This is a genomic window from Enterobacter sp. Y17 (genome assembly GCF_019730495.1).
GTDB lineage: Bacteria > Pseudomonadota > Gammaproteobacteria > Enterobacterales > Enterobacteriaceae > Enterobacter > Enterobacter asburiae_B.
In genome coordinates this window covers 480,177-496,295 of sequence record NZ_JAASKP010000001.1, presented here as the reverse complement: position 1 = coordinate 496,295, position 16,119 = coordinate 480,177, and the positions used below count along the sequence as shown (strand labels likewise).

At 54.5% G+C, this 16,119-nt stretch carries 14 protein-coding genes; all 14 read right to left on the bottom strand.

Annotation, left to right across the window (positions count from 1 at the left end; genetic code table 11):
• Nucleotides 1-5: 5 nt before the first annotated feature.
• Entirely contained in the window at nt 6-1,088 is a 1,083-nt protein-coding gene (rfbB, locus tag HCH49_RS02190) for a dTDP-glucose 4,6-dehydratase (RefSeq protein ID WP_219939900.1), read from the bottom strand.
• A 32-nt stretch (nt 1,089-1,120) separates the two neighbouring features.
• Nucleotides 1,121-1,705, bottom strand: coding sequence for a DapH/DapD/GlmU-related protein (locus HCH49_RS02185; RefSeq protein ID WP_039262641.1), 585 nt, complete (start codon nt 1,703-1,705; stop codon nt 1,121-1,123).
• On the bottom strand, nt 1,705-2,298 hold the full coding sequence (locus HCH49_RS02180) for a CatB-related O-acetyltransferase (RefSeq protein ID WP_221702106.1): 594 nt from the start codon (nt 2,296-2,298) through the stop codon (nt 1,705-1,707). The genes HCH49_RS02185 and HCH49_RS02180 overlap by 1 nt, the downstream gene beginning before the upstream one ends.
• 319 nt (nt 2,299-2,617) lie before the next feature.
• On the bottom strand, nt 2,618-3,511 hold the full coding sequence (galF, locus tag HCH49_RS02175; RefSeq protein ID WP_023312389.1) for a GalU regulator GalF: 894 nt from the start codon (nt 3,509-3,511) through the stop codon (nt 2,618-2,620).
• A gap of 176 nt (nt 3,512-3,687) precedes the next feature.
• The gene (gene wcaM / locus HCH49_RS02170) at nt 3,688-5,079 is read right to left on the bottom strand and encodes a colanic acid biosynthesis protein WcaM (protein WP_047741609.1); all 1,392 of its coding nucleotides are present in this window, start codon (nt 5,077-5,079) and stop codon (nt 3,688-3,690) included.
• Between the two features lie 12 nt (nt 5,080-5,091).
• Nucleotides 5,092-6,312, bottom strand: coding sequence for a colanic acid biosynthesis glycosyltransferase WcaL (gene wcaL, locus HCH49_RS02165; RefSeq protein WP_033145971.1), 1,221 nt, complete (start codon nt 6,310-6,312; stop codon nt 5,092-5,094).
• Entirely contained in the window at nt 6,309-7,589 is a 1,281-nt protein-coding gene (gene wcaK / locus HCH49_RS02160; RefSeq protein ID WP_221702104.1) for a colanic acid biosynthesis pyruvyl transferase WcaK, read from the bottom strand. The genes wcaL and wcaK overlap by 4 nt, the downstream gene beginning before the upstream one ends.
• Nucleotides 7,590-7,606: 17 nt before the next feature.
• Nucleotides 7,607-9,085 carry a colanic acid undecaprenyl disphosphate flippase WzxC gene (wzxC, locus tag HCH49_RS02155; RefSeq protein ID WP_221702103.1) on the bottom strand — a complete coding sequence of 493 codons (1,479 nt, stop codon included), beginning with the start codon at nt 9,083-9,085 and terminating at the stop codon, nt 7,607-7,609.
• A gap of 1 nt (nt 9,086) precedes the next feature.
• Nucleotides 9,087-10,481, bottom strand: a complete 1,395-nt coding sequence (gene wcaJ / locus HCH49_RS02150) for an undecaprenyl-phosphate glucose phosphotransferase (RefSeq protein ID WP_033145973.1) — start codon at nt 10,479-10,481, stop codon at nt 9,087-9,089.
• A gap of 46 nt (nt 10,482-10,527) precedes the next feature.
• Nucleotides 10,528-11,898: a colanic acid biosynthesis phosphomannomutase CpsG gene (gene cpsG / locus HCH49_RS02145; protein WP_023312395.1), complete on the bottom strand. Its 1,371-nt coding sequence runs from the start codon at nt 11,896-11,898 to the stop codon at nt 10,528-10,530.
• Between the two features lie 111 nt (nt 11,899-12,009).
• Nucleotides 12,010-13,446: a mannose-1-phosphate guanyltransferase gene (gene cpsB / locus HCH49_RS02140; protein ID WP_221702102.1), complete on the bottom strand. Its 1,437-nt coding sequence runs from the start codon at nt 13,444-13,446 to the stop codon at nt 12,010-12,012.
• A gap of 3 nt (nt 13,447-13,449) precedes the next feature.
• A complete protein-coding gene (gene wcaI, locus HCH49_RS02135; RefSeq protein ID WP_167819271.1) occupies nt 13,450-14,673 on the bottom strand; it encodes a colanic acid biosynthesis fucosyltransferase WcaI in 1,224 nt (407 codons plus the stop codon).
• A complete protein-coding gene (locus HCH49_RS02130; RefSeq protein WP_033145977.1) occupies nt 14,670-15,149 on the bottom strand; it encodes a GDP-mannose mannosyl hydrolase in 480 nt (159 codons plus the stop codon). The genes wcaI and HCH49_RS02130 overlap by 4 nt, the downstream gene beginning before the upstream one ends.
• 2 nt (nt 15,150-15,151) lie before the next feature.
• Nucleotides 15,152-16,117 carry a GDP-L-fucose synthase family protein gene (locus tag HCH49_RS02125; protein WP_013097874.1) on the bottom strand — a complete coding sequence of 322 codons (966 nt, stop codon included), beginning with the start codon at nt 16,115-16,117 and terminating at the stop codon, nt 15,152-15,154.
• Nucleotides 16,118-16,119 lie beyond the last annotated feature (2 nt).

The window sequence follows — 16,119 nt, the reverse complement described above, 5'->3', positions numbered from 1 at the left end:
AAAGATTAGCGTTGCTCGTAATTTTTATTGATCCAGTCCTGATAGGCACCACTCATAATATTTTGGACCCAATCCTGGTTATCAAGATACCAATGAATCGTTTTCTTAATACCAGATTCAAAGGTCTCTTGAGGTTTCCAGCCGAGTTCCAGAGTGATTTTACTGGCATCGATTGCATAGCGTCGATCGTGGCCTGGACGATCGGCAACATAAGTGATTTGTTGACTATACGAGGTATTCTTCGGTTTTATTTCGTCAAGAATATTGCAGATAGTTTGTACTACTTCAATATTCTTTTTCTCATTATAACCGCCAATATTGTAGGTTTCACCTACGATACCTTCCGTAATAACGGTATAGAGTGCACGGGCATGATCCTCAACGTACAACCAGTCACGGATCTGATCACCTTTGCCATAAATAGGCAACGGTTTACCTTGTAATGCATTGAGAATTACCAACGGGATTAACTTTTCTGGGAAATGGTAAGGTCCATAATTGTTTGAACAGTTAGTCACAATAGTTGGGAAATTATAAGTCCGATGCCACGCGCGTACTAAATGATCGCTTGATGCTTTAGAGGCAGAGTACGGGCTGCTTGGAGCATAGGCGGTATGCTCAGTAAACAATGGAAGACTTTTGTTATTATCCCATTCATCAGGATGAGGTAGGTCCCCATACACTTCATCGGTTGAAATATGATGGAAACGAAATCCCTGTTTCTTTTCACCTTCCAGGTTTTGCCAGTATTTTCTGGCTGCTTCAAGCAAGACGTAGGTTCCAACAATATTCGTTTCAATAAACGCAGCCGGACCGGTGATTGAACGGTCAACGTGACTTTCTGCTGCCAGATGCATTACTGCATCAGGTTTATGAGTTGAAAAAATTGCGTCTAATACCTGTGCATCGCAAATATCAGCATGAACGAAAGCATAACGATCGCTGTTTTCAATATCTTTTAAAGATTGAAGGTTACCTGCATAGGTTAACTTATCAACATTTACCACAGAATCAGTTGTTGAATTAATAATATAACGCGCTAATGCCGAACCGATGAAGCCGGCAGCACCAGTAACTAATATTTTCATTTTTTATCTCAAATAAGTTAAAATGGATTGCATTAAGAAACACTGATCCATTCATTTCGTTCGAAACAGTATTTTTTGATAACTTTTGCAGGTACACCGGCACAAACAGAATAATCGGGGATATCTTTCGTAACTACAGAATTTGCTGCGATCACACTATTTTTACCAATGCAAGCACCTATGATGGAGACATTTTCCCCTATCCAAGCACCTTCTTTAATAACCACATCCCCTTTGAATATTACAGGTTGTTGGCTTACTGGAATATGAATATTTTTGTATTCATGAAGATTATCTGATATATATACCTTATCGGCGATAAGAACATTTTTTTCGATAATTACACGGCGCACACTTACGATATGTAAAAAGCGACCGATATAAACGTTATCACCTATATTCAGAATCGGATTATGGTTATCAATTTTTAATGCCAATGCCCACAACCCCGGTTGGATTACCACTCTATCTCCAACCTCTATATATCTCACCCCTTGCAATATATCAGGTTTAAAAATACCGCTTTTAATTCCGAATTTTTTAAATGAAATACGAAAAATTAATGAAGAAAAAAGAGTGGCTATTTTACGCCTGACCTTGAACATCAATTCGTACATTATAATCCCTTTTTAAAATTTGAGGAAAATTCTACAAGGGTATCTACATCAAACTCCCACCAGGAACATTTTATGTTATGCCTGTCCCTAATAAATTTCGCAGGAACACCACCTACAATTGTATAAGGTTGTACATCTTTGGTAACAACCGAACCTGCCCCAATGACGGCTCCATCGCCAATAGTCACACCATCCATTACGATGGCATTAACGCCAATCCAAACATCATTGCCTATGATGATTTTCTCGGATTCAGTAATAGACTCAATCACTTTTTTACTAACTCTGTGATTTTTCAATCTATAAGGGAAGCATGTATTTTCAGAGTAAAATATTGGATGTGTAGAAAATAAATCAACTGGATGTTTTCCAAGACCTATTTTGACACCTTCTGCAATCGAACAAAATTTACCGATCTGACAATTGTTGACAGAGGCGGCACCTGCGAAATACGTATAATCACCAACTATAGAATTAGTTATATTTGCACGACGAAATAAGACAGTGTAACGACCGAATTGTGTAGACCGATTTTTTCTTTTATAAAAATATGATAACAATTTTATTTTCATTCTCGATAAAGCTTGCTTCATATAGTGACCTACACTGTTTAATATCAATTTAGTTTGGAAAATCAACGCTACCGCCCCTGGCTCAACAGCTACCAGTTCACTGAAACCATGGGCAAATTGTTCAAAATCTATCTTTCTTACACATTGAGTATGAAAGATTTAATCTGATATTGTGGTCCTAATTGCACATCAAAACAAGAAAAAAACCACAGTTTAACTTAATGGCGTTTCTTAGCATCAGCACGTGACCCGCTGATTTTTAAATAAAAAACGGCAGAGAGCGATGAGAATGTATCATTTGCTCTTCTGCCGCCATTGTGTTTGTCTAATAACTAAACAGCTACTCAGCTAACAGTTGCTCGATTTTCTTACGGAACTTCGCCCCTTCCTTCAGGTTACGCAGTCCATAGTTCACGAACGCCTGCATATACCCCATTTTCTTACCGCAGTCATAGCTGTCGCCGGTCATCAGCATCGCGTCAACGGACTGTTTTTTCGCCAGTTCGGCAATCGCGTCAGTCAGCTGAATACGATCCCAGGCGCCTGGCTCGGTTTTTTCCAGCTCTGCCCAGATATCAGCGTTCAGAACATAACGGCCAACCGCCATCAGGTCCGAATCCAGCGTCTGTGGTTGATCCGGTTTTTCGATGAACTCAACGATGCGGCTCACCTGCCCTTCCGTTTCCAGCGGTTCTTTAGTCTGGATAACGGAGTACTCGGAGAGATCGCCCTTCATGCGTTTCGCCAGCACCTGGCTACGGCCGGTTTCATTGAAACGCGCCACCATTGCCGCCAGGTTGTAACGCAGCGGATCGGCAGAAGCGGTATCGATGATGATGTCCGGAAGAACAACAATGAATGGGTTATCACCCACAACCGGACGAGCACACAGGATAGAGTGGCCCAGGCCCAGCGGCTGCGCCTGACGCACGTTCATGATGGTCACGCCCGGCGGGCAAATAGACTGCACTTCCGCCAGCAGCTGGCGTTTGACGCGCTGCTCAAGCAGCGCTTCGAGTTCGTAAGAGGTGTCGAAGTGGTTTTCTACCGCATTCTTGGAGGAGTGCGTAACCAGGACGATTTCTTTGATCCCTGCAGCAACAATTTCGTCGACAATGTACTGAATCATTGGCTTGTCGACGATCGGCAGCATCTCTTTAGGAATGGCTTTTGTGGCTGGCAGCATATGCATGCCCAGGCCTGCTACCGGAATGACTGCTTTCAAATTAATCATTATTTCTTCCACCTTAAAATGGTTGACGAATTATAGCTCTTAAACCTGTTTTCGCCAGCATGATTTGCCGTAATCCTTGGGCAATGTTACGCCTTAGCATCACAAATTTCTGTAGTTGTAATCTGATTAGATCGCGCTTTTATGCCAGGAATAGTCTCAAAACTGATGATTGTCGATTATCTGTGCGGAAGCGCAAAGTTAAGCCTTTCCACATTCACTACCTGCTGGTCGACCCGGTCAATATCGACCGAGCTTTGCCCCTTCTCATTCACTGCTTTTATGTTCGCCAGCGACAGCAACGTCTCGTCTTTCGCCATGAATTTACCCCGCACATCCTTGCGCAGGTCGAAGTTGATTTTCAGGGCGGGCCCCACAGCGGCTTCCTGCATCACATTGATATTGCGTAAAAAAAGATGTTGCGGCTTGTTGTGCAGTTCCAGCGTCGCCCGCTGCATCTCCACGTTGGTTATCGCCACAAACGAGGTGGCGTTACCGGATGAAATCTGTATTCCGCGCAATTTATACGCAAGCTGACGATTATCGAGATGAATATTGTTGAGCTTGAAGTTCTGCGGGATGGACAAATAATCGCCTTTTATCACCCCATAGCCGATTAACATTCCCGCACTGTTCACCATATCGACATTATCAATAATGAAATTATCACAGCCATAGATGGCCACCGTGGCGTTGTCTATACCCGCCTTTTTACTGAAATCGGGGGTAATATTTTTGGCCTTGATATTGCGAATAACAAAATGTTTACCGTTTTCAACGTGCACCAGCTGGCGACAGTTGCTGCCGGTGATGTTTGCCACCACGAAGTTCTTGACGGTTTGCTTCTCCGGATAGTCATTATCGTAGGTGCTGCCGGCGAGGCCAATACCGATGCCCCAGTTGATCTTGCCGTTGGTGCAGTTGATGTTGTCGATGACATGGTCAGAGATCAGGATATTGCGATCGTTGATGGCGACGTTCCACTCGATCGCATCCCCCTGGAGATGGCTAAATTTGCTGTTGGTGATGCGGGCTCCGTCCACCTGGTTGTGGAAACCCTGGCGCAGGATGGCGTAGTTGGCCTGGCTTACGCTGATGTTATCAATCAGCAAATTGCGCATTACGCTCGGTTTCTTGCCGCCGATGTAGATCTGCGTCACCGGGCCAAAACCGCTCATGGCCAGCCCTTTGATAACGCAGTCAGATCCGCGAACGTCGAGCGTGATGTTCTCCGTGCGGCCAGCACCTTCGCCTATCACTTTGCTGCCTTCCTGCAAAACAAAGCGGCCGCGCCCGTTGCCGGTTAACGCCCCGCGGATCAGCAAGGTTTTACCGTCGGGAATGAAAATACCGGTATTGATGTTTTCGCAGGTGAGCCCGGCCGGGACCACGACGGTGTCGCCGTCATTAAACGCCTGCTTAAAAGCGGCGATCCAGTCGTTGTTATTGTACTGATTAACAGAGACCGTTCTGCCGCTTGCCGCCCGCGCGATGCGTGACGACAGCAGCGGCGTGGCCGCCAGAACGGAGAGAGAAGAGACAAAGGTGCGTCGGGTAATCTTTTTCAGCATACATCCTCGGCGTTACAACGTTTGCAGCAGGCTCGCTAACTGGCGGTTAATTACCTGCTGGTTAAAATCGGTTTCCACTTTTTGTCGGGCGTTCTGGAGCACGGGCTCCAGCGCCTGCTGGTCAATATCGCTGAAGGCTGCTAATCGGTCCGCAAGGGCCATCGCGTTATTCTCCGGCACCAGCCAGCCGGAGTGGTCAGACTTAATCAGCTCCGGGATCCCGCTGTGCAGGGTTGATACCACCGGAATACCTACGGCCATCGCCTCCATCAGCGCCACCGGAATGCCTTCCATATCGCCATCTGCGCCCGTTACGGAAGGCAGCAGAAAGACATCCGCCTCGTCGAGCATGGCCTTGACCTCGTGGCTCGGCTTGAAGCCCGGCATCTCTACGACATCTTCCAGCTGATACTGTTCGATAAGCGTGCGCAGACGACGCTCCCACGGCCCAATGCCGAGAATGCGATAGTGGAAATCCACCCCGCGCGCTTTCAGCTGGCGGCAGGCTTCAATGGCCACATGCAGGCCTTTCTTCTCGGTCAGGCGAGCAACGGAGATGATCTGCAGCGGTTTTCCCGGCACCTTGACAGGACGGCGAGTGAAGCGCGTTAAGTCCACGCCCATACGCGAAACGGCAATTTTCTCTCCCGGGCAGCCCATGTTTTTCAGGCGTCCGGCCCACAGGTCGCTGATAGGCAGCATCATGTCGCCGCGCCTGAACAGCTGCTGATACTCCGGCGTGTAGTGGTTCAGCACTTCGCGGCTGGAGATATCGATACCGTGGAAGATGGTCGCAATTTTGCCGTCAATCACGCCCAGCTCGCGCAGCTTGGCGGCGGTGACGCCCGCCGGGCCAAAGTGGGCGATAAACACGTCGGCACGATACGGCTGCGCGGTTTGCCCGCAGATGGCCGACAGGATCAGATTGCGGGATTCGGAACCATAGCGGGAAACATTCAGCGCCCGCCACGTCGACGCGCGGTGGATCCCGCGCAAGGTCTGGCTGGCCCGGTGGCGCAGCTTGCTCAGTCTCCCGGACGGCTCATCCTGCAGCCAGCGGGTTTTCGCCTCCAGCCCATACTGGGTATACGCCGCATGGGTATTTTTGGTATCGCCCTTTTGCAGGGCGATAATCTCCACGTCATATCCCATATCGATAAACGCGGTGATTTGGTTCAGGACAAACGTTTCAGACGACAGCGGAAATTTCAGTAAGAAGAAACCAACCTTCATTTCCCCTCCCGTACGCGGTCAAGTACCGATTTCACCATCCCAATGCCCTTCTCGCGCTCGGCTTTCACCGCCACCGCCAGGCGTTCATTGATCGCAGGCAGCTGGCCGAGCGTGTCGCCCACCATCGCACCGAGCGAACCATCGAGCAGATGACGGATATCCACGGCCATTTCCGGCATACCGAGCTGCTGCATGATGCCTGCTGATTTGTGTTCGTAGTTGATGGCAATGGCCGGCGTGCCAAAGTTCATGGAGATAATGGCGGAGTGCAGGCGCGTGCCGACGGTCAGGTCGCAGGCGGAGAGCAGCTTGCCCATCTCCAGATCGTTCAGTTCGTCCATCACCACGTGGTAGCGGGACGGATCGTTCACCAGGCTGCGCAGGTTCAGCGCCACCATACGGTCGTCTTTGTTGTAGCTGTCGATGCCGGTGCAGGTTGAGAGCGCCAGCACCTGGTACCCGCTGTCCAGCACGCGGTTCACCACGTCGGCGAAGGCTTTCTCATACGCCGCCTGGGTCGTACCTAAACGCTTATCGAAGGGCGCCAGCTCGCGCAGGGTAATCGCGACGGTTTTCTGTTTCGCCGCCACGTCGAGCCAGTGCTGCACCGCGTAGCTCGGCTGGAAGCTGTCGTCCTGGTGATCCACCAGCCACGCGGTGTCCACGCCGTGCTCAACTTTTGAGGTGTCAATTTCGCTGCGCTTCATCATGTCGAGGCTGACCGACTCGCGCAGGATCAGCGCGTCGCAGTGGCCGAACACGTAGTTTGCGAGCTGGTTAAACTGCGAATCCTGGAATGGCCCGACGCTGTGGCCAATCATAAACAGCGGCTTTTTCGCCATGAACGTACAAAGCGCATGCTCAAACTGCGGCACGCCGTAGAGATCGACGAAGAACGAACCGCCGACCTGAATAATCGCGTCATAGCCCGACAGCAGACGAACGAAATCGGTAAAGCCCTGCGCGATAGCAATATTGCGCAGCTTGCCGGTGTCGGTCACGCGGGAAAGCAGCACCTGGTGCTGGTAGCGACGGCGCAGCACTTTCTTCACGCGCCCCATCACGCCCGCGGCGTTGTTATGCTGTTTCATCTGGCTGTAGAGCGGGTCGCCCATCACCGGACGGTTCAGTAACCAGGATGAGCTGACCGGATAACGGCTCATCACGTCCACTTCGGTCTCAGGCTTAAGGGTGTTAATCGCATCCAGTAAACCGCGCAGGATGGCGCTGTCGCCACGGTTGCCGCAGGTATGGTTGCCAAGAATTAATAATTTCATAATGGCCTCTTAAATAACTAGCCTGCGCGAAGCAGCGTTTTCATTTTTTCGTTACGGCAAAACTGGCGCTTCATCTCTACCACCAGCGCATTGCGCGACAGCACAATCATCACGACGAAGGCCAGCGCGCCCGCGGCGACCTGCACCGCCAGCAGCGCGGCCAGCGGCAGATGGCCGCTGAGGATAATGCCCAGGCCGTAGCTCACCGCCAGGGTCGGCAACGAGAGATAGAACGGCAGCCACAGGCTCAGGATGTACTGACGGTAGCTGGAGCCCAGCACCGGCTTGATCATGATGAAGTAGCTCAGAACGGTATTGATTATCTGCACCAGCAGGAAGCCCAGCGTGACGCCGATGGCGCCCGCCATATGCCCGCCGACGATAATCGCCGGAATAAACAGGAAAGTTTTGAACACGTTGAACTTAAAGCTAATGTCGACGCGCGCTTTTGCCATCAGTAGGGAACCAATCGGATTCCCCACGGAGCGCAGCAGCCCCACCACGCACAGCAGCTGCAGGATCGGGATGATGCCGTTCCACTTCTCGCCAAACACCAGCGGCACGAAGTTGCTGGAAACCACCATCAGCCCCAGCAGCACCGGGAAGTTAATGATCCCCACAACGGAAAGCAGCTTGTAGAAGTTAATGCGCAGCTTCTCGGTGTCGTCCTGAATCTTGGCGAACGCCGGGAACAGGACGCGGGTGATGATCGGGTTCAGCTTCATCGGCGGCACCACCGCGACGTTGTAGGCCAGGTTGTAGCCCCCCGCCACGCTCGCGCCAAGAATACGCGCCAGCACCAGCGTCGACAGGTTGGTATTCACGTAGTTGATGATGCTGTCCGCCGTCAGCCACGCGCCAAAGCGCAGGTTGGACGAAACGGACGCGAGAGAGAAATGCAGCCCGGGACGGTAGATCTTGCGGCCAAAGTAGCCGAACAGCAGCGTACGCACGGCAGAGTTAACCAGGTATCCGAGGATAGCGGTCATCGCCAGCGGCCAGAAATGAGCGCTCACCACGGTGAAGGTAAAGCCCGCCAGCACCGCGCTGGTCTCGATCATGCCGATCTTGTTGAACTCCAGCTCTTTCTGCATCAGCGCGCGGAACTGCTGCCCGTGCGGGATCACCACGAAAGCAAACGACAGCGTGCGCATCAGCGGAGCCAGATCCGGGTTGTGCAGCACGCTGGCGATGGTATCGCTCAGCAGGAACACCAGCACGAACACGAAAATCCCCAGCCCCACGTTCAGCCAGTAGAGGGTGGTCAGCTCAAGATGGCTGATCTCTTTGCGCTGGATAATCGAATTGGCGATACCAAAATCAGACAGCGTATCGGCCAGCGCGATAATCACCAGCGAGACGGTCAAAAGGCCGAACTGGTGATTATCAATAATGCGCGCCAGCACGGTCATCTGCACCAGACCGAGGCCAATGATGACGATGGTCGCCATCGCTGACCACTTCGCCCCGCTGATGGTTTTTTCACGTAAGCTCATCTTAGTACGCCGCTTTGTTCACGAAACCTTTGAAGATGGTCAGAAAAACAATCTTGATATCGAACCAGATACTCCATTCACGGATGTACTCCAGATCGAATTCGATACGTTTTTCCATTTTTTCCAGCGTGTCGGTTTCGCCGCGCCAGCCGTTGATCTGCGCCCAGCCGGTAATGCCCGGCTTCACCTTATGGCGCAGCATGTAGCCTTCAATCAGCGAGCGGTACTGCTCGTTGTGCGCCACCGCGTGCGGACGCGGGCCAACAATCGACATGCCGCCGGTGAAGACGTTGATAAACTGCGGCAGCTCGTCCAGCGAGGTGCGGCGCAGGAAGTTCCCCACGCGGGTGACGCGCGGATCGTTCTGCGTTGCCTGGGTCACCACCTTGTCGTTTTCCATCACCTTCATGGAGCGGAATTTCCACACCATAATCGGCTTACCGTCCATACCGTAGCGGGTCTGGCGGAAGATAACCGGGCCGGGAGAGCTCAACTTCACCGCGAGGGCAATGCAGCACAGCACCGGGGAGATGAGCAGTAAAATCAGCGAAGAGAGCACGATATCTTCCGCGCGCTTCAGCACGCGGTTAATGCCCGACAGCGGGGTGTCGTACAGCGGTACCACCGGCACGCCGTTCACTTCTTCAATGCGTGAATGGAGGATGTTGAAGGTAAAGACGTCCGGGATCAGGATCACCGAACAGGTGGTGTCCGCCAGCTCGCGCATCAGTTGCTTAATGCGGGATTCGTCTCTCATCTGCATGGCGATGTAGACGTTGTGAATTTTACCGGCTTTCGCGTCTTCAATAAGCTGTTCGTAATTGCCCGCCCAGTCCGACGGCACGCCGCCCGGCTTCGCGTCGTGATAAATCCCGACCACTTCAAACCCTAACCACGGCTCTTTGCGGAAGCTGTCGAGCAGAACCTTACCAACCGGCAGATCGCCCGCTACCGCAACGAAGCGACGGTTATAACCGCGGTTACGCAGCCAGCCCGCACCGAAACGGATCAGGGAACGGCACACCACCATGCCGACGCTGGTGATCAAATACCAGCAGAGATAGGTGACGAGGCGATTATCAAAATCATGGCTGAAGGCCACCAGGCCTGCGCTGAAGATCAGGCTCAGGGTCCAGTTCTGCAGCAACAGCATCAGTTCGGTGGTCATTTTCACGCCGCGCCACGAGCGGTAGAAATCGGTCATCCCGCCGATCATCTGAAACACGACCAGCGCAATGAGTGCCATCAGCAGATGCATATATAAGAACGGCAGCCCGCCGATCCGACACACCGCCCACAATCCACCGACCATGATGGTGATATCAGAAAAACGCTGCACCATAGAGATTAACGATGCATTCGTTCTCGCTCGTTCGCGTTTTTTTAGATTCGTCATCGTTGTTCCTGTATTCGGTTCCCCCTCCCGCCGGGAGGGGCAATTGTTACTGATTCAACAGCGCCAGAATGTCCTTCGTTCGGGCTTCCATCAGCGCCGTGTCAGCACGGGACTCCACGTTCAGGCGCACCACCGGCTCGGTGTTGGACGAGCGCAGGTTAAAGCGCCACTGCGGGAACGCCATGCTGATGCCGTCCGTACGGTCAATTTCCAGCGCGTGGATCGCAAAGTGCTGCTCCACGCGGGCAATGGCCTCGGCCGGCTGCGCCAGCTTGCTGTTGATCTCCCCGCTCGCCGGGAACGCCGCCATGCGGTCGCGCACCAGCTCGCCCAGCGTCTGCCCCTTCAGGCACAGCAGCTCGGTCACCAGCAGCCACGGGATCATCCCGCTGTCGCAGTAGGCAAAATCACGGAAGTAGTGGTGGGCGCTCATCTCGCCGCCGTAGATGGCGTCTTCTTCGCGCATACGCTCTTTGATGAAGGCGTGGCCGGTTTTGGACATCACCGGCGTGCCGCCCGCCGCGGAGACCACATCGACGGTGTTCCAGGAAAGGCGCGGGTCATGAATGATTTTCGCGCCCGGGTTTTTCTCGAGGAACGCTTCCGCCAGCAGGCCGACAATGTAGTAGCCCTCGATGAACTGCCCTTTCTCGTCGAACAGGAAGCAGCGGTCGAAGTCGCCGTCAAAGGCGATGCCCATGTCCGCACCGTGCTCAATCACCGCGTTGCGGGTGTCGTCGCGGCACTCCGGCAGCAGCGGGTTAGGAATACCGTTCGGGAAGTTGCCGTCCGGGGTGTTGTGCACCTTGACGAAGGTTACCGGCACGTTCAGCGCCTTAAAGCGGGCTTCCAGCGCATCCACCACCGGACCGGCCGCGCCGTTACCGGAGTTGATGACCAGCTTGAGCGGCTTGAGGTTCGCCACGTTGATGTAGCCCAGCAGGTGGTCGATGTACTCTTTCTGCAGGTTGATTTTTTTGTAGCTGCCGCGCTTCGCGTCGTTCACCGGCGGGAAGTCGTTGGCTTCCGCCAGGCGCTGCACGTCGCGCAGGCCGGTGTCGCCGCTGATAGGACGAGCGCCCTTGCGCACCAGCTTCATCCCGTTGTAGTCCATCGGGTTGTGGCTGGCCGTCACTTCGATACCGCCGTCTACGCCCAGGTGGAAGGTGGCAAAGTAAATCTCCTCGGTCCCGGAAAGGCCGATATCCAGCACGTCCACGCCCGCGTCCTGCAGCCCTTTCGCCAGGGCCAGCTTGAGGGATTCACTGGTCAGACGCACGTCGCCGCCCAGCACGATGGTCTGCGGTTTTAAATATTCGCCGTACGCGCGGCCAATGCGCCACGCGATGTCTTCATTCAGCTCTTCGCCCAGCTTGCCGCGAATATCGTAGGCTTTAAAACAGGTTAATTTTTCCATGATGACCCCTTTTTCAGGCAACAGTCGGCCCTGACCACGTAATGGCCAAATTGATTTTTTTGTCATTCGCAGGCCCGGTAAGCACAGCGCCACCGGGCATAATGCAGAGTGCTACACCCGCCCGTAGCGGTCCTGGAAGCGCACGATATCGTCCTCTTCCAGATACGACCCGGAGCGCACCTCAATTAAGTCGAGAGGAATTTTCCCCGGGTTCTCCAGACAGTGCGTCGCCCCCAGCGGAATATAAATGGACTCGTTTTCACCGAGCAGTTTGACTTCACCGTCGATAGTGACTTTAGCGGTACCCGCAACCACCACCCAGTGCTCGGCGCGGTGATGGTGCATCTGCACCGACAGCCCCTCGCCCGGCTTCACGGTGATGCGTTTCACCTGATAGCGGTCACCGGAGTCAATGGAGTCATATTTCCCCCACGGACGGTAGACTTCGCGGTGAATATGGTGCTCGTGACGGCCATCGGCCTTGATCTGCTCCACCACTTTTTTAACGTCCTGCACGGCGTTACGGTCGGCAATCAGCACGGCGTCCTTGGTCTGGACAACCACCAGATCCTTCACCCCGACCGTGGTCACCAGGCCGGATTCGGCGTAGACGTAGCTGTTTTCCGTTTTGTGGCTAATAACATCGCCGTGGTGGACGTTACCCTCCGGGGTATGGGCGCTGATCTCCCACAGGGAGGACCAGGAGCCGACATCGCTCCAGCCCGCATCCATCGGTACCACGACGGCATCCGCCGTGCGTTCCATCACCGCATAGTCAATGGACTCTTCCGGGCAGGCGAGGAACGCCTCTTCATCCACGCGGATGAAGTCGAGATCCGGGTCCACCACCGCCATCGCTTTCTCGCAGGCATCCAGAATATCCGGGCGGTATTTGCGCAGCTCTTCCAGATAGCGTCCGGCGCGGAACAGGAACATCCCGCTGTTCCAGTAATACTCCCCGCTGGCGACATACGCCTGCGCGGTTTCCAGATTCGGTTTTTCAACAAACTGCGCCACGTCAAACGCCACGCTGTCGCCTTCACCCGGCGTCACGCTGCCGCGACGAATATAGCCATAGCCGGCTTCCGGCAGATCCGGCACGATGCCGAAGGTCACCAGCTTGCCGCTCTCGGCGTAAGGGATCGCCGCACGCACCGCATCGCGGAACGCGTCTTCCTGCTGGATAACGTGGTCTGCCGCCAGGACCAGCATCAGCGGGTCACAGTCCGGGCTGCTGCGTTTTGCCGCCAGCGCCGCCAGGGCGATCGCAGGCGCGGTGTTGCGTCCGGCAGGCTCCAGGATGATATTTTCGGTGAGCTTATTCAGCTGGCGCAGCTGCTCGGCAACAATAAAGCGGTGCTGTTCGTTACAAATCACCACCGGGCTTTCACACTCCACGCCGTGCAGACGGTTTACCGTCGTCTGCAGCATGGTGAGATCCCCTTTCAGGCAGAGGAACTGTTTTGGATAGAGCACGCGGGACAGCGGCCACAACCGGCTACCAGAGCCACCAGCCATCACAACCGGATACAAAGTGGTTTGACTCATGATTTATCCCCGTATATCTGCAATAAATTGGCTCAGCACGTTCTCTTTCTCGAGCGTGCGTTCGGCATATTCACGTGCCACCGTGTTCACTTTTGGCATGGCAAGTGCCTTCTCAATTCCGGTTACCAGCGCCGGGACCGATTCCGGCTCCACGCACACGGCAATTCCCGGATAGCTGTCGCACAGCTGGCCTAATTCTGTTTCGGCTTCTGCCGTGATCACCGCGTTACCGCCCACTGCCAGAATGTTGGTCAGCTTGGACGGCAGCACCGCGTCCGCGGCGCCGCGTTTTTGGACCACCAGATGGCAGTCGCCCATCTTCAGCAGCGCAGGCAATGTCTCGTAAGACTGAAGCGGGAAAAATTTCACGTTGGTCAGGCCGCGTTCCCCGGCCATTTTTTCCAGCCGCGCCTTTCCACCGCCCTGCCCGACAATCACAAACGTCCACGGATGTTCACTCAGCAGCTGGGCCGCTTCAATCACGCTTTCCAGCCCCTGCTTTTCGCCGATGTTGCCTGAGTAAAGAATGATTTTTTGATCTTCAGGCAAACCGAGCTGCGCGCGCAGGGCCTGAGCGTCTTGCTCAGTTACATCGCGAAAACGCGCCACTTCGGACCAGTTCGGGAAGAAGATCACCTTCTCTGCCGGAACGCCCTTCTCCTGCGCCTTGTTCATCATTGAGCGCGAGATAGTCGAGACGTAATCCACGTTGTGCAGGCCGCTGCGCTCAAACGCGCTGGCGAGCTTCGCCACCTTGCCGCCCTTGCTTTTGCCTGCCATCCCCAGGCCCAGCATGGCGTCAACTTCATAATCCTGAATGTGCAGCAGAGTGCGCGCGCCGGAGAGTTTGCCCAGCAGGCGCATGCCCGGCGTGCAAAACAGCGTCGGCACCACGCCGATGATGCGATCCGGCTTCCAGCGACGCTGCGCCATCAGCGGGAAGAAACTGCTCAGGGCAAAGCTGCCCAGATGAAGTAACCGCTTCAGCGTCGAGGGCTGCTTAGGCACATACAGCGGGCAGCGCCAGACGGTCGCTGCGCCCTCTTCGCGACGGTAGCGCCAGCTTGAGTAGCGCTCCCCGACTTTCCACTCCGGGTAGTACGGCGGCGCGGTAATGACCCGCACGTCATGTCCCTGGCTCGCCATCCACTCGACCATCTCGCCGGTGTATTTCCCGATGCCGGTTAGCTCCGGCGAGTAGTTGATTCCGTACACTAAAATTTTCATAAGCCCGGCACTCCGGACTGACGATCGGCCAGGAAATAGGCACGACTGTTGTCATGCACATTGTCGCTGGCAAGCAGCGCCTCTGGCGTCTGCCAGCGGTAGTCGTCATGCTGAGAATCAGGCAGACGCAGGTCTGCCTCACTCACCTTCAGGCGGAACCCCAGCACGATGTAGTGCGTGGTGAACCCGGTGCCTGAAAAGTTATCGTCATAGAAGTGCTGCCAGACCCCGTAAAACTGGCCCGCTGCCATCGGCAGCTGCAGGCCCAGTTCCGCCAGAGTGAGACGCTCAAACGCATCGCTGAGCCGCTCATCCTTCTGCACGCGCCCGCCGGGCACGAACCAGAAGCCCTGTGCAGGACGGTTGGTTCGTTTCCCCAGCAAGAACTCGCCGCGTTCGTTCTCCACGATCAAATCAATTGAGATGAGCGGAGTGGAACGCACTACCGTGGCAAAATCTTCCTGACTTAAAAACATCGTTACCCCCGGAAGCGGTGCTGGTTTTCCAGGAACCACTGGTAGGTACTGGCCAGCCCCTGCTCCAGTGACACCTCGTGATACCAGCCCAGCTGATGCAGACGGGTCACGTCCAGCAACTTGCGCGGCGTGCCGTCCGGTTTCGTCGCGTCAAACACCACGCGGCCTTTGTAGCCCACTACCTGCGCGATGGTTTGCGCCAGCTCGCGAATGGTGCAGTCCACGCCGGTACCGACGTTGATGTGCGACAGCATCGGCTCGGTGTTCTCCTGCCACACCTCGCGATCCAGCTCCATCACGTGAATGCTGGCGGCAGCCATGTCGTCCACGTGCAGGAATTCACGCATCGGCGTACCGCTGCCCCACACCACCACGTCCGGCGCGTTCTCGGCGGTCGCCTCGTGGAAGCGGCGCAGCAGCGCCGGGATCACGTGCGAGTTGCTCGGGTGGAAGTTGTCGTGCGGTCCGTACAGGTTGGTCGGCATCACCGAACGATAGTCGCGGTTGTACTGACGGTTGTAGGACTCGCACAGCTTGATCCCGGCAATCTTGGCAATCGCGTACGGCTCGTTGGTCGCTTCAAGCGTGCCCTGCAGCAGTTCGCTCTCGGCGATCGGCTGTTTCGCCATTTTCGGGTAAATACAGGACGATCCGAGGAACAGCAGCTTATTCACGTTGTGCAGATGCGCCGCGTGAATGATGTTGCTCTCGATCATCATGTTTTCGTAGATGAAATCCGCCGGGTAGGTGTTGTTAGCGACAATGCCGCCCACCTTCGCCGCCGCCAGATACACCTGGTCAATGCGTTCGTTAGCAAAGAAGTCCTGTACCGCGCGGCTGTCGAGCAGGTTCAGCTCGTCGCGCGTGCGGACAACCACTTCCACGTCACCGCGCTGCTCGAGCTGGCGAACAATCGCGGAACCCACCATTCCGCGATGACCGGCGACAAAAATACGTTGTTTTGTCATTC